The organism is Oceanospirillum beijerinckii DSM 7166 (assembly GCF_000422425.1).
In the GTDB taxonomy this organism is placed as follows: domain Bacteria; phylum Pseudomonadota; class Gammaproteobacteria; order Pseudomonadales; family Halomonadaceae; genus Oceanospirillum; species Oceanospirillum beijerinckii.
Window position 1 is genome coordinate 61,904 of the sequence record NZ_AULT01000008.1, and the last position, 21,285, is coordinate 83,188.

A 21,285-nucleotide genomic window follows, 5' to 3' on the forward strand; every position below is an offset into this window, starting at 1 on the left:
GTCGGCTATCATTGGCGTTGACCAAGGTATTTGCAGTATTATTAGCACCCTTATCATGTCTGCTTTATGAAAGCAGGTGGCATTGTATATCCTTTTGTCGCCTGTTTTTAAAGAGTAGAACAGGTTCCAGTTTCTGAAACTATTTTTAAGAGGCTTCTTTTCGTCATGCTTAAGTTGCGTGGAGCGCCCGCCCTTTCCGCCTTCCGAACCCGTAAGCTGTTAACCGCCCTGCAAGCGGCTGTGCCTGCTGTCAAGGATGTATACGCTGAGTTTACCCACTTTGCCAAGCTGTCAGCCAGCCTGAGTGAAGAACAACAGCAAGTGCTTGACCGCATTCTGCGTTACGGACCAAAAGCTGAGGTGAAGGAGCCTTCTGGCACCCTGTTCCTGAGTGTTCCGCGCCCGGGTACTATATCGCCCTGGTCATCCAAGGCAACGGATATTGCCCATAACTGTGGGCTGGAGGCGATTGAGCGTATTGAACGTGGTATCGCTTACTATGTGCAGGCGGATAATTTATCAGCAGATGAAACGGCTCAGTTGCAGGCTCTGCTACATGACCGTATGACTCAGGCTGTGCTATCTGATCTGGACGAAGCCAGTTGCCTGTTCTCGGAAGAATCACCGCGCCCCATGACGTCGGTTGATATTCTGGGGCGTGGTCGTCCGGCGCTGGAGGAAGCCAACCTGTCTCTGGGTCTGGCGTTGGCAGAAGATGAGATCGATTATCTGGTGGCCAGCTTTACCGAACTGGGCCGTAATCCGAACGACGTTGAGCTGATGATGTTTGCCCAGGCGAACTCTGAGCACTGTCGTCACAAGATCTTTAACGCCAGCTGGACCATCGATGGTGTTGAACAGGAAAAATCCCTGTTTGGCATGATCAAGAATACCTACCAGCAGAATCCAACGGATGTATTGTCGGCCTATAAAGACAACGCGTCTGTGATCGTGGGCCATGAAGCCAACCGTTTCTTCCCGAATCCCGAATCAAAAGAGTACGGCAAAAACAACGAAGCCGTACATCTGCTGATGAAGGTTGAAACCCACAACCACCCAACCGCGATTGCCCCTTTCCCTGGCGCGGCGACAGGTTCTGGTGGTGAGATCCGTGATGAAGGTGCCACCGGTCGTGGTTCCAAACCAAAAGCAGGTCTGACCGGTTTTACCGTATCCAACCTGAATATCCCGGATTACAAACAAGCGTGGGAAGGGGACTACGGCAAACCTGCCCGTATAGTATCTGCGCTGGATATTATGATCGAAGGCCCTCTGGGTGGCGCGGCGTTTAACAACGAGTTTGGTCGTCCTAACCTGAACGGTTACTTCCGTACTTTCGAAGAGAAAGCGATGGGCGTAAACGGCGAAGAGATGTGGGGCTACCACAAGCCGATTATGCTGGCCGGTGGTATGGGTAATATCCGTGCCGACCACGTTGAGAAAGGCGAAATTATCGTTGGTGCTAAACTGATCGTGCTGGGTGGCCCGGCGATGCTGATCGGTCTGGGCGGCGGTGCTGCCTCTTCTATGGCCACCGGTGCCAGCTCTGAAGATCTGGACTTCGCTTCTGTACAGCGTGAAAACCCGGAAATGGAGCGTCGCTGTCGGGAAGTGATCGACCAGTGCTGGCAGCTGGGTGACAAGAACCCTATCAGCTTTATCCATGACGTAGGTGCCGGTGGTCTGTCCAACGCCCTGCCTGAACTGGTTAAAGATGGCGAGCGTGGCGGTCAGTTCAACCTGCGCAAGGTACTGAACGATGAGCCGGGCATGAGTCCGCTGGAGATCTGGTGTAACGAATCTCAGGAACGCTATGTGATGGCGGTTTCTCCTGAAAATCTGGAAGCCTTCGAAGCGATCTGTGCCCGTGAGCGTTGCCCGTTTGCGGTAGTGGGCGAAGCCACCGAAGAGATGCACCTGACCGTACACGATACCGTATTCAGTAATGAGCCGGTTGATCTGCCAATGAGCGTGCTGTTCGGTAAGCCGCCTAAGATGCACCGTGAGTTTAACCGCGTGAATCCTGAGCTGCCTGCTCTGGACTTCGCTGATGTTGAGCTGAAAGAAGCGGCATCCCGTGTACTGCAGCTGCCAACCGTTGCGAGCAAGTCCTTCCTGATCACCATTGGTGACCGCTCTATTACCGGTATGGTCGCCCGTGATCAGATGGTGGGTCCTTGGCAGGTGCCTGTGGCGGATGTGGCGGTGACCACCACGACTCAGGATGCGATTACTGGTGAAGCGATGGCGATGGGTGAACGTACCCCGCTGGCGCTGATCAATCCAGCAGCCTCTGGTCGTATGGCAGTCGGTGAGACCATCACCAACCTCGCGGCAGCGAATATCGAAAAGATGGGCGACATTAAACTGTCGGCTAACTGGATGTCTGCGGCGAGTCATGACGGTCAGAATCAGGCTCTGTACGATACCGTTCATGCGGTAGGTATGGAGCTGGCGCCAGAGCTGGGTATTGCCATTCCGGTAGGTAAGGACTCCATGTCCATGCGTACTGTATGGGAAGATGACGGTGAGCAGAAAGCGATCACCTCACCACTGTCTCTGGTAATTACTGGTTTTGCACCAGTGCTGAACGCTGCAAAAACACTGACGCCGGAACTGCGTACTGATAAAGGTGATACCGATCTGATTGCTATCGATCTGGGTCGTGGTCAAAACCGTCTGGGCGGCTCTGCTCTGGCGCAGGTCTTCAATCAAGTGGGTAACCAAGCCCCCGATCTGGATGATGCGGAAGATCTGAAAGCGCTGTTTGCAGTGATTCAAGGTCTGAACCAAGACGACAAACTGCTGGCTTACCATGACTGTTCCGATGGTGGTCTGTTCGCAACTCTGACCGAGATGGCGTTTGCCGGTCGTACCGGTCTGAATGTGAAACTGGATCTGCTGGCCGGTTCCGACAGTTCTGACGATCTGTTGGCGGCTCTGTTTAATGAAGAGCTGGGTGCGGTGATTCAGGTCCGTCGAGAAGACACCGAACAAGCGCTGGCGCAGTTTGAAGCGGCAGGTCTGGGCGACTGTGTTGCCGTGATCGGTGAACTGAACGACGAAGATTGGATTCGCTTTACCTTCGACGGTAATGCCGTGCTGGAAAACTCCCGCGTGAACTATCAGCGCCTGTGGAGCGAAACCAGCTACCGTATTCAGGCGATGCGTGACAACGCGGATTGTGCTCAGGAAGAGTTTGATACCATTCTGGACTCCACTAACCCAGGTCTGCACGCCGAGCTGACTTATGATGTTAATGAGGATATCGCAGCAGATCTGATCGCATCCGGTAACCGTCCGAAAGTAGCTATCGTACGTGAGCAGGGTGTTAATGGTCAGATCGAAATGGCAGCGGCCTTTGATCGCGCCGGTTTCGCTGCGGTTGACGTCCACATGAGCGATATTCTTGAAGGCCGTGTGACTCTGGATCAATTCCGTGGTCTGGTCGCTTGTGGTGGTTTTTCCTACGGTGATGTCCTGGGTGCTGGTGAAGGTTGGGCGAAGAGCATTCTATTCAACCCGGTTGCTCGCGAGCAGTTCAAAAACTTCTTCCACCGTGAAGATACCTTTGCTCTGGGCGTATGTAACGGTTGTCAGATGCTGTCTAACCTGCACGAACTGATTCCAGGTGCTGAGCACTGGCCGCACTTCGTACGTAACCAATCCGAGCGGTTCGAAGCTCGCGTATGTATGGTTGAAGTACAGGACAGCCCGTCCGTATTCCTGCAAGGTATGGCGGGTTCCCGTATGCCAATCGCAGTAGCACACGGTGAAGGTCATGCAGAATTTGCAGACGAAGCACACCTGAACAATCTGCTGGACAGCGGGGCACTGGCTCTGCGCTATGTGGATAACTACGGCAAGGTCACTGAAATGTATCCTGCGAACCCGAACGGTTCCCCTGCAGGTGTGACCGGTGTGACAACCACCGACGGTCGTGTGACTATCATGATGCCACACCCTGAGCGTGTCTACCGTGCAGTCACCAACTCCTGGTCGCCAGATAACTGGAGCGAGGACGGTGCCTGGATGCGTATGTTCCGCAATGCCCGTGTTTGGGTGGGTTAATAGCTAATCAGATGCGTGATAAAAAGGCAGCTTCGGCTGCCTTTTTTACGGCGTTATAGATACGAAAAAGGGAGCTTTTAAGCTCCCTTTAATAGTTCTGAGAAACGTGGCAGAGTTGTAGGTTAAAAAGCTTTCTTTTGACCCAATTTACCGGATGTTTTTGCTGCTACATAGGCGCTACGAATGAGTTTCATGCCTTCGATTTTTTTAGTAGAAACTTTTGGCGTTTGGCGTACAGGCTTCATAGTACGGCCCCTCTTCACAATAGGATTTCCTGACAACAAAGTTTAGCTTATCCGCTTCATCCTTTACAAGCCGATCATACAGTTTCTCTAATCCGGTTGTTTCTGCGGTAAAGAAGTATCTTTGGGCTCCAGTATAAACACAGTGTTTATCCAATATGTTAGTAATGAGTTTACCCAGTAGCAACGCATCTCGTCTTCGGAGAGGACCTCCTGATGGTGGTGCGAAATATGTTTCGTTTTCAAAATTAGCTTTTAGATCAAATTTCACATCAAAACCAAGGTGGTCCTTTGTATAGAGGTCGTCAAAATCACACTTTGGAGTGAAAAACATCAAATATTCTCTATGTTGAACGGTAAACTCAACAATGTGACCATTAATTTGGTATTCGCTAGGTATTTCTTGGATTGTCCCTATTGGCATTGAGCGATAATCTCTTGTTTTAAGCTTGCCAAGCCAATTATAGGTGGTTTGGCTAGCCACTAAAACAACCCTTCCTGAACCGGCATTTCGGGCCAATAAGTAAATAGTGCAGCATTTTGTGTGATTTTATTCAGCTGTTCTGCAAAATGCTCTGCCACTTCAGGCGCATGAGTATTACTGGGGGTATGCAGAAAAACAAAGGGTGTGCGTCCTTCCTGTAACCATTGGCTGATTTTGTTGAGCCAGGGATCAAGATAGTTCAACGTGCCCTGCCAATCCCGTGCGGTGATAAAACGTACCATCGGACTCTGCCCTGTAGCGATCACATGCAGTGGTACTTTGGGCTTGGCCGATAGGGCATCCTGGGTCTCTGCATCTGGCGTTGGGTTGTTAAACAAGGCGCGGGTATCAAACTGAATACGGTTGATGCCTTGTTCCATCAACAGCGCATTAAAACGCCGTTCCGTATCATCCTTCTGGTAAAAGCCTAAATGGCGTACTTCGATACCGTAATTGAGCTCTTTGGGTAGGCCGAGTAGAAACCGCTCTAGGGTATCCATCTCATCCGGTGAAAAGCTATCCGGTAGCTGAATACACACTAAGCCTAGCTTTTCCTGCAATGCTGATAAGCGCTGTAGCGCTTCGTTTAGCTCGGTCTCACAGTGACGCAGGCTTAACTCGTGGGTAATCGTTTTGGGGAGCTTAAAGCAGAAGCGAAAATGATCAGGTGTGTTTTGATACCACTCCTGTACGGTATGAGTTTCCGGCAGACCGTAGAAGGTGGTGTTACCTTCCACGGTAGAAAAATAGCGGCTATAACGACCCAAGGCATGACGGGGTATATTGCCTGCCAGCGGGCCATCACTCCAGGCGGAGTGATTCCATTGTGCTAAGCCGATATAGCAGTGTGATGTTTGCATATAGATTAAGTCTTAGGCGATTTCAGCGCGCGCACGGCCGTTGTGTTTGGCTTGATATAGGGCTTTGTCGGCCTTTTGGAGCAGATCAAAAGGCTGGCTGTTGTTATCCGGTTGGCAGCTGGCGATACCCAGGCTTATGGTTACGATACCTTCTGGACTCTGCTCATGGGTTATTTGAGCGGCACGGGTTGCTTGCAGTAACTGTTCTGCAATAGGCTGACCTTGATGGCTATCCATATTGGGTAAGAGCGCAACAAACTCTTCACCACCGAAGCGCGCCAGTATGCCGTTGTATTGCTGCATCGTTTTATTCAGGGTTTGTGCAACCTTGATCAGGCAGTGATCACCGGCATGATGGCCATAGTGATCGTTGTAGTCTTTGAATTTATCAATATCAATAATGATCAGGCATAACTTGGTGCGTTGCTCGATACCCTGTTGCCAGTAGTGGTCAAAAGCTTGTTCAAAGCGACGACGGTTGGCGACTTGGGTCAGCGTATCGGTTTCACTCAATATTTGTAGCTGCTGGTTTAACTGCTTCAGCTGTTCATTGGCTTGCTCTGCTTCCAGGCGGGCACTGATCAGTTCCTGTTCCGCCCGTTGCCGGGCAGTAACAAATACCTCAAAGGCCTCGCCCATGGCCGAGATCTCGTCGTTGCCTTCGGTCGGAATCTTAGGGGTATAGCCTGCGACATGACTCATCATTACCTGGTGCAGATGATCCAGACGTTTGATGATCTTTTTGCGGACATATAAGACGCCCAGCACGACCAGTACGATAAAGATAACGCTGAACAGACCAATCATCTTCTGTGTTTCAGTCACTAGGCGCTGGTGTATCCGAGCGGCATCGCGGGCGTTCTGCTGCAGTGTCAGGAAATAGCTATAGCTACTGGCGGCCAGTTTCTGAGCATAAAGTCGTGTTTCTCTGGCAGAGGCCAAAGAGACTCTTTGGCTCACCAGAGTTTGCTGGGCATTTTTGAAGACGCTTTGGCTCAGCTGCTTTAATCGGTTTAAGGTATTTTGCTGCGTGCTATTTAGCCCGGATTCTTTACTCAGGGTGTCTAGCAGTGTTTGAGTACGCTGTTCCAGGTGACTAAGTTGCCCTCGTCGTTCTGTATTCAGTGCCGCAGCACTGTAACTGAGAGCAGCCAGGGCATAGCTATTAAACAGGCTAGGCTGGGCGTCAGCGTTTAATAGCCGCTGTTCAAGTGTCTGTATTTCCTGTATCAGTTGATTCAGCTGTTGCTGCTGCTGTTGGAGGTGACCCTGTTCCTGCTGCAGTTTGCTTTCCAATTGCTGCAAGCTATCAAAATAGGGCTGTTGCCAGCGGTCCAGCTTATCCAGTTCCTGCTGCTCCTGTTCATCGTTGGCAATAAGCTGTTGACGTATATTCTGGTAAATCTGCAGCAGGCTGTTATCCAATGCAGAAATATCGGAGGTCGTTCGTCGTGTGCCCAATAAGCTTTCCAATGCTTGGGCAGCGATCACCTCCGCATCACGGCTGAGCTCTGCAGCGGTCATGGTACGCTCAAAGTGGGTGCCGCTTAGGTTACTAAACTCCCGGCTCTGCTCTCTGAGTGCCTGGATACTGTGCCAGGTCGTTAGAAGATAGAAACCCATTACCCCGGCTAAAATAAGCATCAGGTAAAGGCCAAGACCCCTACGCGCTTTGGTTTGGTGTCCTGATACAGATGTCATAAGGTCGGTATGCTATACACAGTCTGGTTCCGTTTTTATTTTTATTTGAAAGGAGGGGCAAATAAGACTCCTCCCTGACTCCAGGGTTGGTTTAAGCCTCTTTCCATCGCAATAGGAGTGTCTGGGCCAAAGTGTCGATTATAGATTTCACCGTAGTTACCAACGGCTTTGATCGCACGATAGGCCCATTGTTGATCCAGTCCCAGCTGTTGCCCGATATTGCCCCGGGCACCCAGTAGATTCAGTGTTTCGACATCTCGACTGCTTTTAAGTGCCAGGTCGACGCTGTCAGCGGTAATGCCTTTCTCTTCCGCTAAGATCAGAGCGTGGATGACAGAGCGGATAATACGCTGCCATTGTGGATCATTATTACGTACTTTTGGTCCAATAGGTTCCCTGGAAATGCTTTCTGCAAGAATGCGGTAATCCTCTGGGTTGCTGGCACGATTGGCACGATTAATCGCCAGGTTTATACGGTCTGCGGTGTAGGCATCGCAACTGCCCCGAAAAAAACTGTCCCCGTTGCTGCTCATGACCTTGGCCTCAATATTGCGGCTCTCCAGTATATCGATCAGGTTCTGATAGCTGGTGGTGTTGGCTGTGGCGCAGACGGTTTTCCCTGCCAGATCATTCAATGAATAAATATTTGAGCTTTTTCTGACAATAAAGCCTTGGCCATCAAATAGATAGATGGCGGGAAAAGCGACCTGGTATAGGTCTTCACGCCCCAGTGTCCAGGTGGAGCTATACATGACAACATCTGTTTTCTTTTCCTGTAATGAAGTGAAACGGCTTTTTGAGTCCACTTCCACATAGTGAACAAAATCTGGCTTTTTCAGTACGGCTGCAGCTGCAGCTTTACAGAAATCAACATAAAAACCAGCCCATTCGCCTTTGGCATTAATGGCGCTACGGCCAGGATCATCGGGGAAAACACCGCAATTCAGGTCGCCTCGCTGCAGAACTTGCTCAAGGGTGTTGGCAGCCTGGGCGCTGATACTGATTGTGACCAATAACAGTGTTGCTAATAGCTGTCGGGTGATTCTGTATATCTTTTGTGTGAAGTTAGATGTCATCAGTGGTTATCTTTTAAGCAGAGGTCTTTAACTTTACTGCGAATAGGCCTGCGAATCTATCTATTCGGTGCCTGCTTTTTCTCTGGATCTTTTATTGGAGCATCAAACAGACTATTACCACAGTGGGGGCAATGTATTTTATGACCCAGTTCCAGGCTTTGATTGTGGATAATCTGGTTCAGCTCCTTTTCCGAGATACCGTACTGACGGCTTATTGTTTTGAGCAGATGTTTTTCATGATCGCTCAGTTCACCATCTTCCAGAGCATTGATCACCTCTGCAGTTAAAGAAGATTTTCTGTTTTGCAGTTCTTCGGAAAAGCGAGCTGCCAGCATACCGGCAGGCAGCGCAACCGTGCCTACGCCCAGCAGCATAATCAGAATCGCCAGGATCTTTCCTCCTGCAGTGACGGGGGTCATATCGCCGTAACCCACGGTTGTCATGGTTACCACGGCCCACCAGATGGCATCCAGTACAGTTTTAAAAGCCTCGGGCTGGGCCTGGTGCTCCAGGGTGAACATCAGACAAGCGGCTAGCACGACCAGAACCAGTACAGCAAAAATAGCAGAAGCAATTGAACCCAGCTCTGAGCTCAGCACTTTGACAAACACATCCATACTGCGGATATAGTGTGAGAGCTTCAGGAGTCGCAGCAAACGCAATAGTCTGAGATAACGCAGATCAATATTGATAAACAGCGACAGATAGAAAGGCACAATCACGATCAGATCCACCAGGGCGATGGGGCTGCGAATATACTTCAGCCGTCCTTTAAAGCCTTGGCCAAAGCGTGGGTTTTCCGGTGCAATCCAGATGCGAATCAGATATTCCACGGTGAAAATTGCAACAGAGAATATTTCCAGCCATTGGAACTGGATTTTATATTGTTGGTTGATTTCGGGAATGGACTCAATTATCACAACGGTCACGTTGACGACGATCAAGGTGATGATAAAGCCGTTAATCAGATAACCCAGAGGGGTATTAGCACGATCCCCGTCCAATAAATGATAGCAGCGGCTACGCAAAGAGTTTAAAGAAGAACTTGTGCTCAATGGCTTGTCCTGAAGCTGAAGTTATTATGATTTTTTACAAGGTTAGGAAGATTCGATATGCATGTAAATAGGCCAGAGATAATCCCCGTCACCGTGCCAATATTGGAAACGGAGCGTTTATGGCTGCGTTCGTTTAGGCCTGATGACCTGGATGACTACTTTGTTATGGCATCTGACCCGGAAGTGGTGCGTTATATTGGGCCAGGGGAGCCGTTGACCCGGGATTTAGCGTGGCAGAGCCTGGCCTATCTGTTGGGGCACTGGCAGATGAAAGGCTATGGTTTATGGGCGCTTGAGGAGAAGGAAGCGGGGCGCATGATGGGTCGTGTTGGTTTGTATGATCCTCCAGGCTGGCCGGGTATTGAGTTGGGCTGGATGATTGCACGTCAATACTGGCGCCGTGGGTTGGCTTATGAATCGGTGAGCTGTGTGCTTGACTGGTCTCGTTCTCAGTCGGATAAGCAACAGCTAATCAGTTTGATTCATCCGGACAATAATCCCTCAATCAGCCTTGCCAATAAACTGGGCGCGCGCTTTGATCATAAGATTGAGCTAGGGGATGTGCAGGCGTTGCAGTTTGCCTTTGATCTGAAATAGCTCTCAGGCACACTGGGGGACGGGCATTTTTATAGAGCAGGGTATTTAATAACCCTGATGATAATCACAAAAGGACTTTTTTATGGCGGTAACAGGGGTTCATCCTAACCTGAATACATGGCGATTACAGTTTCATCAGCTGCTGGCTAAGCTGGACGCCGCAGGTATACAAGCAACACCGGAAAGTGCCCGTCAGGCACTGGCTGATCTAACCGCGCGCTATGTGACGCCCGGGCCTGAGTTGGCCCGTGTTGAGGATCTGGCGTTATCGTTACCTGATCGCTCCATTTCGTTGCGTTTTTATCAAGCAAAAAGGGAACAAGTAGACAAAGAGGCAGAAGGGCAAGCAAAGCCGGCAGATCTGGTGTTGTTTGTTCATGGTGGAGGTCATATGGCAGGTAGTATTGAGGTCTATGATCCTATCTGCCGTCGCTTGGCTCAGGCTTCCAAGCAAGCGGTGTTGTCCATAGAATATCGTTTGGCCCCCGAACACCCTTGGCCGTGCGGTATTGACGATGTGCGTGCGGTGATGGCTCATCTGCCTGAATTGTTAGATCGTTTGCAACTACCTCTGGCTGAGCTGAATGTTCATATGATGGGGGATTCAGGTGGTGGTGCTATGGCAGCAACCATCTGTTTGCAGCCTGATAATGATCTGGGTTTTGAGCTGCAAAAGTTGGTCTTGGTTTACCCTAGTCTGGATTACCGGATGGAGACTGATTCAGTGCGCCTGTTTGGCGACGAATATATGCTCACTGCGGATAGAATGCGTTGGTATTTTGATAACTATCTGCAGGAACAGGCTGATCCTTTATCAATCTCGCCACTGGAGATGTCTTTGCCAGGGGCTTTCCCCGAGACGCTGATTATTAATGCGGGTTTTGATCCGTTAAAGGATGAAGCGGAGTTGTTTAAGGTTAAACTGGTAGAGGCTGGTTTTTCAGCACAACTGGCCTGTTATGACGATATGTTGCATGCGTTTTTAAATCTGGAAAGTATGGTGCCGGAGGTGTGTGAGCGGGCTTATTGTCAGATTGCGGATTTTTTAAATGCTTAATCGGATGGGGTAATATGATCCCGCTCTATAACAGAGAAGGGCTTGTCAGTTGGCAAGCCCTTTGTCTTTCGCTCTTCTTCTATGGAATCAATAAGACGATTTAAGCGTTAGTTTTGAGTCCAACAGCGTACCTTTTGTACCAGGTTACCGCTTATTTCTGTGGTTTCCAGGTAATAAGGTCCCACTTTCAGACAGACGTTAGCCTCGGGGAATGACTCCAGGCGCTCGATAATCAGGCCGTTCATTGTTTTGGGTCCGTCAACTGGCAGAGCCCAATCCAAAGATTTATTGATATCCCGGATACTGGCGGTGCCATCGACAATAAAGTTCTGACTACTGTTTTCTTCATCTTCAGCGCTGGTTTTCTCTTCCAACTGGATCTCTTCATTCTCGCCGCTAATAGGGGAGGCGAAATCACCAACGATCTCTTCCAGGATATCTTCCAGGGTCACAATACCCATAACATCGCCATATTCGTCGACCACAATGGCGATACGGCGCTTAAGTTTCTGGAAGTGCAGCAGCTGAGTCTGCAGCGGCGTTGTTTCCGGAATAAAGTAAGGTTCACGAGCCTCGGCGATCAGGTCTTCTTTCGCTGGGTTTTCACGGGCCATAAAGCGCGACACATTACGCATATGCAGAATGCCCAGTACATTATTGATATCGCCTTTATACAAAATCAGGCGCGTATGCTGACAGGTTTGCAGCTGTTCAATGATGCTCTCTATAGGATCATCCAGATCAATGCCCTGAATGTCCTGGCGGGGAATCATGATGTCATCGACAGTCATGGACTCCAGATCGAGAATACTCAGGAGCATCGTTTTGTGGCGACGGGGGATCATTGCACCTGATTCCAGTACTACGGTACGCAGCTCTTCAGGTGTGAGCTGATCGTTACTGCTGTCGTTCTGATTGATCCCCATCAGTTTTAATAGAGTGTTGGTGATGGCATTGACCATAAACACCAGTGGATACATCAGCTTCAACAGGGGGGACAGCAACAGTGAGGCTGGGTAAGCTATTCTTTCAGGATGTAGTGCCGCCAGTGTTTTCGGTGTGACTTCTGCAAAAATCAGAATCACCAGTGTCAGCAGAGCTGTGGCAATGGCAATGCCTGCATCGCCGTATAAACGAATAGCAATGATTGTCGCAATGGACGATGCCAGAATGTTAACAAAGTTATTACCGATCAGAATGACACCAATCAGGCGATCAGGACGTTCTAACAGACGGCTGACCCGTAGCGCGGCACGGTCTTTGTTTTTGGCTTTGTGGCTGAGTCGATAACGGTTAAGCGACATCATGCCGGTTTCTGAACTGGAGAAGAAACCAGAACAGATAATAAGAAAGACGAGTAGGCCAAATAATATGCCAAGGGGGGTGTCGTTCAAGAGCTGTATTTTCCTTAACTTAACTGTGAACTACTTTTTAGGGATTTCGAAGGTTACTGTCAAGATGGTCGGCGAAATTGCCGCCATCTTTAAACGAAATTTCATGGCAGATTTAGCTGAGCAGTACTTCCAAAGCAAACTTGCTACCAAAGTAACCCAAAATCAATAGTGTGGTGCCGCCCAGTGTCCAGCGTACTGCCGTCATACCTCGCCAGCCCAGCCAGTGATGGCCGCCTAGCAGTACCGCAAATACCAGCCAAGCCATTAACGTTAACACAGTTTTATGGGCAAGATGTTGCGCAAACAGATTTTCAATGAAAATAAAACCTGAGCCGATAGCTAACGTCAGCGCCAATACGCCGGCACAGATCAACTCGAACAGTAAACGCTCCATGGTTTGAAGTGGCGGCAATACCTGAATAATGCCACGGGTATGTTTATGTTTAAGTTGATAGTTTTGTATGGCAACCAGCATCGCCTGACAGGCTGCAATGGTAATAAAACTGTATGCCAGCAAAGAGGTGGTGATATGGCTTAACAGGCCGTGAGGCATCTCGCTGGGTGCTGAAACAGGGCCCCAGATGGCAAAGATCAGAGCCACCATAGACATCGGGAATACCCCGATAGCCAGATTTAGAATCGGTTTTTTCAAACTGCTGACGAGTAAGAGTGTGCTGATACTCAGTGTAGCCAGGACGCCCATTTCACTTAATCCCAGATGCACGCCATCAGGCTGAAACATCGCCAGCCAAACGCTTAAGCCATGATTGATTACTGCTGCACAGCCCAATAGCTGTACCAGAGATGGTCGAATGGGGGCTTTGCGTTGCAGGGCCATCCATTGATATGAGGCCGCTGCCAGATAAAAAACAGTTGCGATCAGAGCTAATGCAATAGCGTCCATAATCTGTCCGGTATCCCAAATATAAGAAGCGCGTCAAAAGAGAATAAAAATCAGGCTGTAATAGTAACTGATTGCATTATGGATTGCATAAATAGCACTAGGGATTTTTTATAAATGAGCGCCGGATTGACATAATTTAGCATATTCTCGGCTTTTCTATGGTGGCATGAGGCAGATGCCCATAGATGCCAAGGCCCTGCGTTGGTTATAATGCATAGTAATTGCGCTTAAATGTTATGGCGTTAGCCTGTCACCGGCGAATAAAGCGACCGGTGTTTTATTACGTTTGGCTTGATGGTGTTTGTGCGGTATCAGGCTGTTGAGGATGTGTGGATGTTTGAAAATTTAACCGATCGCCTTTCGAAAACCCTGCGTTCGATTACCGGTCAGGCCAAGCTGACCGAAGACAATATTAAGGACACCCTGCGTGAAGTGCGCAAGGCGTTGCTGGAAGCGGATGTTGCCCTGCCAGTAGTGAAAGCCTTTATTGAAAAGGTGAAAGAGCGGGCGGTTGGACAGGAAGTCAGTAAGAGCCTGAGCCCAGGTCAGCAGTTTGTCAAAATTGTTCAGCAGGAACTTGAAGCGATTATGGGTGAAGCGAATGAAACGCTGAACCTGAACGCTAACGCTCCAGCCGTAATCCTGATGGCGGGTCTGCAGGGTGCGGGTAAAACCACCTCTGTGGCTAAACTGTCCCGCTACCTGAAAGAGCGTGAGAAGAAAAAGGTACTGGTGGTATCTGCTGACGTTTATCGTCCAGCAGCGATCAAGCAGCTGGAAACCCTGGCCGGTGAAGTTGAGGCTGAGTTCTATCCGAGTAGCACTGATCAGAAGCCGGTTGATATCGCAAAAGCGGCGATTGCTCACGCCAGGATCAAATTCTTCGATGTAGTGATAGTCGATACCGCAGGTCGTCTGCACGTTGATGCGGATATGATGGATGAGATCAAAGATCTGCATGCGTCTATTGACCCGGTAGAAACCCTGTTTGTGGTGGATGCCATGACAGGTCAGGATGCTGCTAATACCGCTAAAGCCTTTAATGATGCGTTGCCGCTGACCGGTGTGATCCTGACCAAAGCGGACGGTGATGCCCGTGGTGGTGCTGCACTGTCGGTACGTCATATTACCGGTAAACCGATCAAGTTTATGGGTATGGGCGAGAAGGTTGATGCCTTAGAGCCGTTCCACCCGGATCGTGTGGCTTCCCGTATTCTGGGTATGGGTGACATTCTGTCTCTGATTGAAGAAGCAGAGCAGAAGATCGACAAAGAAAAAGCAGAAAAGCTGGCCAGGAAGGTTAAGAAAGGTAAAGGCTTTGATCTGGAAGATTTCCGTGATCAGCTGCAGCAGATGAAGAAGATGGGCGGTATGGCCGGTCTGATGGATAAGCTGCCGGGCATGGGGCAGATCTCTGAAATTGCGAAGAGCGGTGCCGCAGAGAAAGAGATGGGCAAGCTGGAAGCGCTGATCAACTCCATGACGCCGGAAGAGCGTCGTAAGCCGGATCTGATTTCAGGCTCCCGTAAGCGCCGTATCTGTGCGGGTTCCGGTCTGCAGATTCAGGATCTGAACCGTCTGCTGAAACAGCACAAGCAGATGCAGAAGATGATGAAGAAGATGGGTTCTAAGGGCGGTATGTCCAAGATGATGCGCGGCCTGGGCGGTATGATGCCTCCGGGTATGGGCGGTGGCCCTGGTGGTGGCAACTTCCCTCGTTTCTAACGACTGCTTCTTATAGTTCGCAGTCATCAAATCATGGGTCTTCGGGCCCATGATTTGTTTTCCTCCGGTTCTTTTTTCTTTTTCTTTCCTTCACTAACTTTTGTCATTTCTACTTCTCTTCTTTCCCTTTTATTGCGCTTGTCTGCTTCTTTTACTGTCTATCTATGTCGTGAGCTTATACCATTCCCGGTAAGTTTCTTGATATCAGAGTCGGTTGGATAAGCGAAGCGCCATCCGACACTGGCTCCGGTGTCGGGTGATTGTCGGAAGGCACCTTACGGCTTTTCCGACCTATAACAGCTTATCTTGTTTGGTATTAATTTACGGTGCTTTTGCGCTAAATTACATTTCTTTTGCGGATTGTGGGTCAAGTCGCTTGCGTTTCCGTCAGAGGGCCCTAAAATAGCGGCACATTTTCAGACTACTCATCTGCTCAGCCCGGGAAAGCTCGGTGTTGTTGCGGATTATTGTGCTTTTGTGGTTCCAAATGCTGGTGTTTTCCCTTAGAATATGCCGCCTTTCGGGCCTAAAGCCCGATGAAGCAAGTCTGTAGCGAAATTTTGACAACTCCGAATATAGGATCAGAAGGCAATGGTAACCATTCGTCTGGCTCGTGGTGGCTCTAAGAAGCGCCCGTTCTACCATCTGACTGTAGCTAACTCTCGTAGCGCCCGTAATGGTCGTTTTATCGAGCGTGTTGGTTTCTTCAACCCACTGGCTAAAGGCCAGGAAGAGCGTCTGCGTGTTGACCAGGAGCGTGTAGCTTACTGGACTGCACAAGGTGCAACTCTGTCTGACCGTGTTGCTCAGCTGCTGAAAGAAGCTGCTAAGTAATTATCACGTTATAACAGAGAATTAAGACAGGCTTATGTCCGATCAAAAAGAAAATTTTGTCGTTTTAGGCAAAATCACGAGTCCTTTTGGTCTTCAGGGCTGGGTCAAGGTCTATTCTTATACTGACCCGATGGACGGTCTCTTCCAGTATAAGAAATGGTCTTTATGGCGGGATGGCAAGCCGGTAGGTGAGTTTGTTCTGAGTAAAGGTCAGAAGCACAGCAAGGGCTTAATTGCCCGGCTGAAGGCGGTTGAAAACCGCAATCAGTCTGAAGCGCTGGCAGGCACTGAAATTCGCATCAGCAAAGATCAGTTGCCGGATCTGGAAGACGGTGATTACTACTGGCACCAATTAGAGGGGCTGACAGTAATAACCATTGATGGCGTCAATCTTGGTCAGGTCGACTATCTGATAGATACAGGTGCTAATGATGTGGTGGTGGTTAAAGCCAGTACAGATAGCATCGATGATAATGAACGTTTGCTTCCTTATCTATTGGATCAGGTGGTCAAAGAAATCGACCTGTCTGCCGGCACTATGCTGGTAGATTGGGATCCGGATTTCTAAGAGTTTATTACTGTGTGGTTAGGTGTTGTATCCCTGTTTCCTGGGATGTTTGATGCGGTCACCGAGTACGGTGTAACCGGGCGTGCAGTGAAAAAAGATTTACTGCAGCTGGATTTCTGGAATCCTCGTGATTTCGCAACCGACAAACATCGCACAGTAGATGATCGCCCGTACGGCGGCGGCCCAGGTATGCTGATGAAGGTTGAGCCTCTTCGGGATGCCATTCTGGCAGCTAAGCAAGCTGCTGGTGCCGATGCCAAGGTGATCTATATGTCCCCACAAGGGCGGCCTCTTGATCAACAAGGGGTGCTTGAGCTGGCCTCCCGTGAGCGAATGGTGATAGTCGCTGGACGGTATGAGGGTATCGACGAGCGTGTTGTGGAGACATTAATCGATGAAGAGTGGTCAATCGGCGATTATGTTCTCAGCGGTGGCGAACTGGCGGCATTAACTCTTATCGATAGCGTATCTCGTATGGTTCCTGGCGTACTGGGGCATGAAGATTCTGCCGAAGAAGATTCTTTTGCTTCAGGGTTGCTGGATTGTCCGCACTATACCCGACCGGAAGAAATTGACGGTCTGAAAGTGCCGGATGTGCTGCTTAGCGGGAATCATGAAGCCATTCGTCGGTGGCGTCTCCAGCAATCTCTGGGTCGAACCTGGTTAAGGCGGCCGGAATTGTTGGAAAAAGTCGACCTGGACGATGAGCGCCAGGCATTGTTGGAAGAATTCATCCGCAATCATGACGGTTCGCGCTAAAAGCGCAAGTCGAGCGGCTTAAATCTAGGAGCGAGCTAATGAGCAGCAAAAACACTATTATTCAGGCTATTGAAGCCGAACAGATGAGCAAAGAAGTACCTGCATTTGCACCAGGTGATACTGTTGTTGTTCAGGTTAAAGTAAAAGAAGGTAGCCGTGAGCGTCTGCAGGCGTTTGAAGGTGTTGTTCTGGGCAAGCGTAACCGCGGTCTGAACTCTGCTTTCACTGTACGTAAAATCTCTCACGGTGTGGGCGTTGAGCGTACTTTCCAGACTTACAGCCCTCTGGTAGACAGCATTTCTGTTAAGCGTCGTGGTGACGTTCGTCAGGCTAAACTGTACTACCTGCGTGAGCTGAGTGGTAAGGCTGCACGTATTAAAGAGAAGCTGGGCTGATCGATTAAATCAGTTCGACTTGCTGAAAAAACGGGTAATCCTTAGGGATTGCCCGTTTTTTTTCGTCTGGAGTTTTTGTCATGTCAGTAACTGTAACTGATTGCTCAGCAGAGTCGTTGCTACAGGAATTTCATCATTATCTGTTGTTGGAGCGAGGGTTAAGCGCTCACACCTTAGAAGCTTACCGCCGGGACCTGCGTCAGTTTACCGCCTGGTTGCTAGAGCAGCATGGCCACAGTGACCTGTTAGTGGTGACGACCGAGCTGCTAAAAGAGTTTGTTGCAGATCGTTTTGAGCAGGGTAAAAATGCCCGCTCCGTGGCCCGATCCATCAGTGGGCTGAAAACCTTCTACTATTGGTTGCTGGATGAAGGCCAGGTCAGTGTTAATCCTGTCAGCTTATTACCCAAAATCAGTCAGGTGAAAAAACTACCCGGTGTGTTATCGGAACGGGATGTAGATGATTTACTGAAACAGCCGGATCGAGCTGATCCTATCGAGGCCCGTGATCGCTGTATGCTGGAGCTGTTGTATGCCACGGGCTTGCGTGTTTCCGAGTTGGTAGGGTTACAGACCGGCCAGGTGAGCATTCAGCAGGGCTTGGTAAGAGTCACCGGCAAAGGTCAGAAGGAGCGTCTGGTACCTTTGGGGCAACTGGCTTTAGACGAGCTGGAAGATTATCTGCGTCATACCCGTCCTTTGATCGCAAATATCGGTGATAGTGATGTGCTTTTTCCCAGTCGTAAGGGCGGCTTTATGACCCGGCAGGCGTTTTGGTATCGCATTAAAAAGTATGCTGTGCTGGCAGGGATTGAACAGCAGATCTCACCCCATCAGCTACGCCATGCTTTTGCTACACATCTGTTAAATCATGGTGCTGATCTTAGAGCAGTGCAGCTATTACTGGGTCACAGTAGTGTTTCGACGACACAGATCTATACCCATGTAGCAAATCATCGTTTGCAGCAGTTATATCAAACTCATCACCCGCGAGCCTGACTGCTCAACCTATGATTCGCTTAAGCTAATAAATGCCCTTTGGACATAGATAGAGCATTGGTGTCGGACCAAGATAACGGTATAGTGCAAAGCCTACTTCAGCGGAACATTTATTACTTGCTGCGGTCACAGCTGAAGGCCTGCACCGTTTATCGGTTTGGCACCGAAGCCAGGCCAGCTTATCGATATGGGAATCTGTTATGAAAAAACTGAAGGGTTATCTGAGTGCGCTGACACTGTTGTTGAGCTGCGTACTGGCACTGCCTGCATTGGCGGAAAGTGCTGAAGATGTGATTTTAAAGAAACTGAAAGCAGCGGGACCAGCGATTCCTGTCAATGAGATTCGTCCGGCGGTGTTGCCTAATTTCTATGAAGTAGAGCTGAGTAGCGGTGAAATCCTGTATGCCAGTCAGGATGGAGGGTATCTGTTTACCGGCGATCTGTACCAGATTGCAGAGCAGGGCTTTAAAAATATTTCTGAAGAGCGCCGTATGACCAAGCGTGCGGATCAGATTGTTGCGCTGGATGAGCAGCAGATGGTTGTTTTCCCGGCTGAAGGTGAGCAGAAAGGTCAAATTACTGTCTTTACGGACATCGACTGCGCTTATTGCCGTAAGTTGCATCAGGAAGTCCCTGAGCTGAATAAGATGGGTATCGCCGTACGTTACTTAGGCTTCCCGCGTGCGGGAGTCGGTTCTAGCTCTTACTACACTATGGTTTCTGTCTGGTGTGCAGAGAATCAACTGGATGCGATGACACAAGCCAAGCGCGGAGAGTCCATTGAAGATAAACGCTGTGCCAACCCGGTGGCTGACCAGTATAAACTGGGTCAGCAGCTAGGCGTTCAAGGTACTCCAGCTATCTTCCTGGATGATGGTCGACTGCTACCGGGTTATATGCCAGCAGCACGCATTTCAGCGGCTTTGGGTTTATAAACGTGTAATATCTGATTCGTTATCGATTCAGTGTTTGATCCCAGCACAGCCCCGGACGATTTGTTCCGGGGCTGTGCTTTTTAGCCCGATAAAAAACCAGCCTGGCGCAGGAATGCACAAAAAAAATCTGTTTTTTGTCCCTGTCTTCAGCAGTTGCTTTAGGTTGGTTTTTATCTGGACCAAAACAGGCTAATATGAACGGCCTTAAAAATCCTAGTCAGCACAGGAAAACACTGTGTTCTAGGTGAAATGACTACAGGAAATATGCAAGAGGGTAATGAGTTGAAACCGGTAAAAGTGGGTGTATGTGGATTAGGTACCGTCGGTAGCGGTACTGTAAATGTATTGCGTCGTAACGCAGAAGAGATTGCCCGTCGTACTGGTCGCCCAATTATTGTAGAGCAAATTGGTGCCCGTCGTGACAATCCAGCTTGTGATACTACAGGTATTACCATTACCCGCGATATTTTCGATGTGGCTAATAATCCTGAAATCGATGTCGTGGTTGAGTTGATTGGTGGTTACGATGTAGCCCGTGAGTTGGTACTGAAAGCGATTGAAAACGGCAAACACGTGGTTACCGCTAATAAAGCGCTGATCGCGGTACATGGTAATGAGATCTTTGCAGCGGCGCGTGAAAAAGGTGTTGTTGTAGCCTATGAAGCCGCGGTTGCCGGCGGTATCCCTGTGATCAAGGGGATTCGTGAAGGTCTGACAGCGAACAAGATCAACTGGCTGGCCGGTATCATCAATGGTACAGGCAACTACATCATGACGCAGATGCGTGATTACGGTCGTGACTTTGCGGATGTACTGAAAGAAGCTCAGGAGCTGGGTTACGCAGAAGCGGATCCAACCTTCGATGTGGAAGGTATTGATGCAGCGCACAAGCTGACCATTCTGAGCTCTGTGGCGTTTGGTATTCCATTGCAGTTTGATAAAGCCTATACCGAAGGCATTGGCAAGATTACACCACTGGATATTGAACAGGCCGATGAGCTGGGTTACATCATTAAGCATCTGGGTATATCCCGTCGCACCGACAAAGGTGTTGAGCTGCGCGTACACCCAACGTTGATTCCTAAGGATCGTCTGATCGCCAACGTACACGGCGTACTGAACGCGGTCATGGTTCAGGGTGATGCGGTAGGCCCAACCATGTACTACGGTCCGGGTGCCGGTGCAGAGCCGACGGCTTCTTCTGTGATTGCGGATATCGTTGACGTTGCGCGTACCATGAATACTGAATATGGCGAGCGTGTTCCACCACTGGCCTTTACAGAAGAGTCTCTGGATTCCGATTCCGATATTCTGCCGATGGATGAAGTGGAAACGGCTTACTACCTGCGTCTGCATGCGGTGGACCGTCCCGGTGTGTTGGCTCGTGTCGCGAGTATTCTGAGCGATAAAGGCATCAGCATCGAAGCGATTATCCAGAAAGAGGATAAAGAGAGCGAAATGGTGCCTATTATCCTGCTGACACATAATACGCAGGAAAAACTGATGAATGAGGCTATTCGTGAAATCGAGTCTCTGGTAGATATCTGCAGTGAAGTTATACGTATCCGTGTAGAAAGCCTGGACTAAGTTTTACTGAGCCGTATGCAGGGACACCGAGGTGATTAATCAG

Annotated in this window: 18 protein-coding genes; 11 read left to right on the forward strand and 7 right to left on the reverse strand. The window is 49.5% G+C overall.

Features of this window, described 5'->3' with window-relative positions:
* The first annotated feature begins 165 nt into the window (after positions 1-165).
* Positions 166-4,071: a phosphoribosylformylglycinamidine synthase gene (gene purL / locus H579_RS0102765; RefSeq protein ID WP_028299404.1), complete on the forward strand. Its 3,906-nt coding sequence runs from the start codon at positions 166-168 to the stop codon at positions 4,069-4,071.
* A 207-nt stretch (positions 4,072-4,278) separates the two neighbouring features.
* Here the strand turns inward: purL and H579_RS0102770 are convergent, their stop codons facing one another.
* The 5 genes from H579_RS0102770 to H579_RS0102790 form a co-directional block, all read right to left on the reverse strand.
* Complete coding sequence (locus H579_RS0102770; protein WP_028299405.1) at positions 4,279-4,797, reverse strand: hypothetical protein; 519 nt, start codon at positions 4,795-4,797, stop codon at positions 4,279-4,281.
* Positions 4,797-5,657 carry a DUF72 domain-containing protein gene (locus tag H579_RS0102775; RefSeq protein WP_036565165.1) on the reverse strand — a complete coding sequence of 287 codons (861 nt, stop codon included), beginning with the start codon at positions 5,655-5,657 and terminating at the stop codon, positions 4,797-4,799. The genes H579_RS0102770 and H579_RS0102775 overlap by 1 nt, the downstream gene beginning before the upstream one ends.
* A gap of 12 nt (positions 5,658-5,669) precedes the next feature.
* Positions 5,670-7,301 carry a GGDEF domain-containing protein gene (locus H579_RS27560; protein WP_157834542.1) on the reverse strand — a complete coding sequence of 544 codons (1,632 nt, stop codon included), beginning with the start codon at positions 7,299-7,301 and terminating at the stop codon, positions 5,670-5,672.
* Between the two features lie 98 nt (positions 7,302-7,399).
* The gene (locus tag H579_RS0102785) at positions 7,400-8,434 is read right to left on the reverse strand and encodes an amino acid ABC transporter substrate-binding protein (RefSeq protein WP_051227252.1); all 1,035 of its coding nucleotides are present in this window, start codon (positions 8,432-8,434) and stop codon (positions 7,400-7,402) included.
* A 56-nt stretch (positions 8,435-8,490) separates the two neighbouring features.
* Positions 8,491-9,489 (reverse strand): potassium channel family protein, encoded by a 999-nt coding sequence (locus H579_RS0102790; protein ID WP_036565167.1) that lies wholly within the window; start codon positions 9,487-9,489, stop codon positions 8,491-8,493.
* Positions 9,490-9,546: 57 nt separating this feature from the next.
* On the opposite strand from H579_RS0102790, the gene H579_RS23985 reads away from it, so the two are divergent.
* Together H579_RS23985 and H579_RS0102800 are read left to right on the forward strand one after the other, a co-directional pair.
* Positions 9,547-10,086 carry a GNAT family N-acetyltransferase gene (locus tag H579_RS23985; RefSeq protein ID WP_028299409.1) on the forward strand — a complete coding sequence of 180 codons (540 nt, stop codon included), beginning with the start codon at positions 9,547-9,549 and terminating at the stop codon, positions 10,084-10,086.
* A gap of 82 nt (positions 10,087-10,168) precedes the next feature.
* Positions 10,169-11,143: an alpha/beta hydrolase gene (locus H579_RS0102800; RefSeq protein WP_028299410.1), complete on the forward strand. Its 975-nt coding sequence runs from the start codon at positions 10,169-10,171 to the stop codon at positions 11,141-11,143.
* 107 nt (positions 11,144-11,250) lie between these two features.
* On the opposite strand, the gene H579_RS0102805 is transcribed toward H579_RS0102800, so the two are convergent.
* Both H579_RS0102805 and H579_RS0102810 read right to left on the reverse strand, forming a co-directional pair.
* Complete coding sequence (locus H579_RS0102805) at positions 11,251-12,537, reverse strand: HlyC/CorC family transporter (protein WP_425411332.1); 1,287 nt, start codon at positions 12,535-12,537, stop codon at positions 11,251-11,253.
* Positions 12,538-12,649: 112 nt separating this feature from the next.
* Positions 12,650-13,441 carry a cytochrome C assembly family protein gene (locus H579_RS0102810; RefSeq protein WP_028299412.1) on the reverse strand — a complete coding sequence of 264 codons (792 nt, stop codon included), beginning with the start codon at positions 13,439-13,441 and terminating at the stop codon, positions 12,650-12,652.
* 333 nt (positions 13,442-13,774) lie between these two features.
* Here H579_RS0102810 and ffh point away from each other — a divergent pair, with 333 nt between their 5' ends.
* From ffh to H579_RS0102850, 8 genes are all read left to right on the forward strand, one after another.
* Positions 13,775-15,166, forward strand: a complete 1,392-nt coding sequence (ffh, locus tag H579_RS0102815; RefSeq protein WP_028299413.1) for a signal recognition particle protein — start codon at positions 13,775-13,777, stop codon at positions 15,164-15,166.
* A gap of 591 nt (positions 15,167-15,757) precedes the next feature.
* The gene (gene rpsP, locus H579_RS0102820; RefSeq protein ID WP_028299414.1) at positions 15,758-16,000 is read left to right on the forward strand and encodes a 30S ribosomal protein S16; all 243 of its coding nucleotides are present in this window, start codon (positions 15,758-15,760) and stop codon (positions 15,998-16,000) included.
* Between the two features lie 34 nt (positions 16,001-16,034).
* Positions 16,035-16,568: a ribosome maturation factor RimM gene (gene rimM, locus H579_RS0102825; protein ID WP_028299415.1), complete on the forward strand. Its 534-nt coding sequence runs from the start codon at positions 16,035-16,037 to the stop codon at positions 16,566-16,568.
* 12 nt (positions 16,569-16,580) lie between these two features.
* Positions 16,581-17,327, forward strand: a complete 747-nt coding sequence (trmD, locus tag H579_RS0102830; RefSeq protein WP_028299416.1) for a tRNA (guanosine(37)-N1)-methyltransferase TrmD — start codon at positions 16,581-16,583, stop codon at positions 17,325-17,327.
* A 38-nt stretch (positions 17,328-17,365) separates the two neighbouring features.
* Positions 17,366-17,722: a 50S ribosomal protein L19 gene (gene rplS / locus H579_RS0102835; protein WP_028299417.1), complete on the forward strand. Its 357-nt coding sequence runs from the start codon at positions 17,366-17,368 to the stop codon at positions 17,720-17,722.
* Between the two features lie 80 nt (positions 17,723-17,802).
* Positions 17,803-18,720, forward strand: coding sequence for a site-specific tyrosine recombinase XerD (gene xerD, locus H579_RS0102840; protein ID WP_028299418.1), 918 nt, complete (start codon positions 17,803-17,805; stop codon positions 18,718-18,720).
* A 200-nt stretch (positions 18,721-18,920) separates the two neighbouring features.
* A complete protein-coding gene (locus tag H579_RS0102845) occupies positions 18,921-19,655 on the forward strand; it encodes a DsbC family protein (RefSeq protein ID WP_036565170.1) in 735 nt (244 codons plus the stop codon).
* Between the two features lie 282 nt (positions 19,656-19,937).
* Entirely contained in the window at positions 19,938-21,242 is a 1,305-nt protein-coding gene (locus tag H579_RS0102850) for a homoserine dehydrogenase (RefSeq protein ID WP_028299420.1), read from the forward strand.
* The last annotated feature ends 43 nt before the right edge of the window (positions 21,243-21,285 follow it).

Coding starts and splice junctions, on each gene's coding strand:
- purL (WP_028299404.1), top strand. CDS start 166: ATGCTTAAGTTGCGTGGAGCGCCCGCCCTTTCCGCCTTCCGAACCCGT.
- H579_RS0102775 (WP_036565165.1), bottom strand. CDS start 5,657: ATGCAAACATCACACTGCTATATCGGCTTAGCACAATGGAATCACTCC.
- H579_RS27560 (WP_157834542.1), bottom strand. CDS start 7,301: ATGCTTATTTTAGCCGGGGTAATGGGTTTCTATCTTCTAACGACCTGG.
- H579_RS0102785 (WP_051227252.1), bottom strand. CDS start 8,434: ATGACATCTAACTTCACACAAAAGATATACAGAATCACCCGACAGCTA.
- H579_RS23985 (WP_028299409.1), top strand. CDS start 9,547: ATGCATGTAAATAGGCCAGAGATAATCCCCGTCACCGTGCCAATATTG.
- H579_RS0102800 (WP_028299410.1), top strand. CDS start 10,169: ATGGCGGTAACAGGGGTTCATCCTAACCTGAATACATGGCGATTACAG.
- H579_RS0102810 (WP_028299412.1), bottom strand. CDS start 13,441: ATGGACGCTATTGCATTAGCTCTGATCGCAACTGTTTTTTATCTGGCA.
- ffh (WP_028299413.1), top strand. CDS start 13,775: ATGTTTGAAAATTTAACCGATCGCCTTTCGAAAACCCTGCGTTCGATT.
- rpsP (WP_028299414.1), top strand. CDS start 15,758: ATGGTAACCATTCGTCTGGCTCGTGGTGGCTCTAAGAAGCGCCCGTTC.
- rimM (WP_028299415.1), top strand. CDS start 16,035: ATGTCCGATCAAAAAGAAAATTTTGTCGTTTTAGGCAAAATCACGAGT.
- rplS (WP_028299417.1), top strand. CDS start 17,366: ATGAGCAGCAAAAACACTATTATTCAGGCTATTGAAGCCGAACAGATG.
- xerD (WP_028299418.1), top strand. CDS start 17,803: ATGTCAGTAACTGTAACTGATTGCTCAGCAGAGTCGTTGCTACAGGAA.
- H579_RS0102845 (WP_036565170.1), top strand. CDS start 18,921: ATGAAAAAACTGAAGGGTTATCTGAGTGCGCTGACACTGTTGTTGAGC.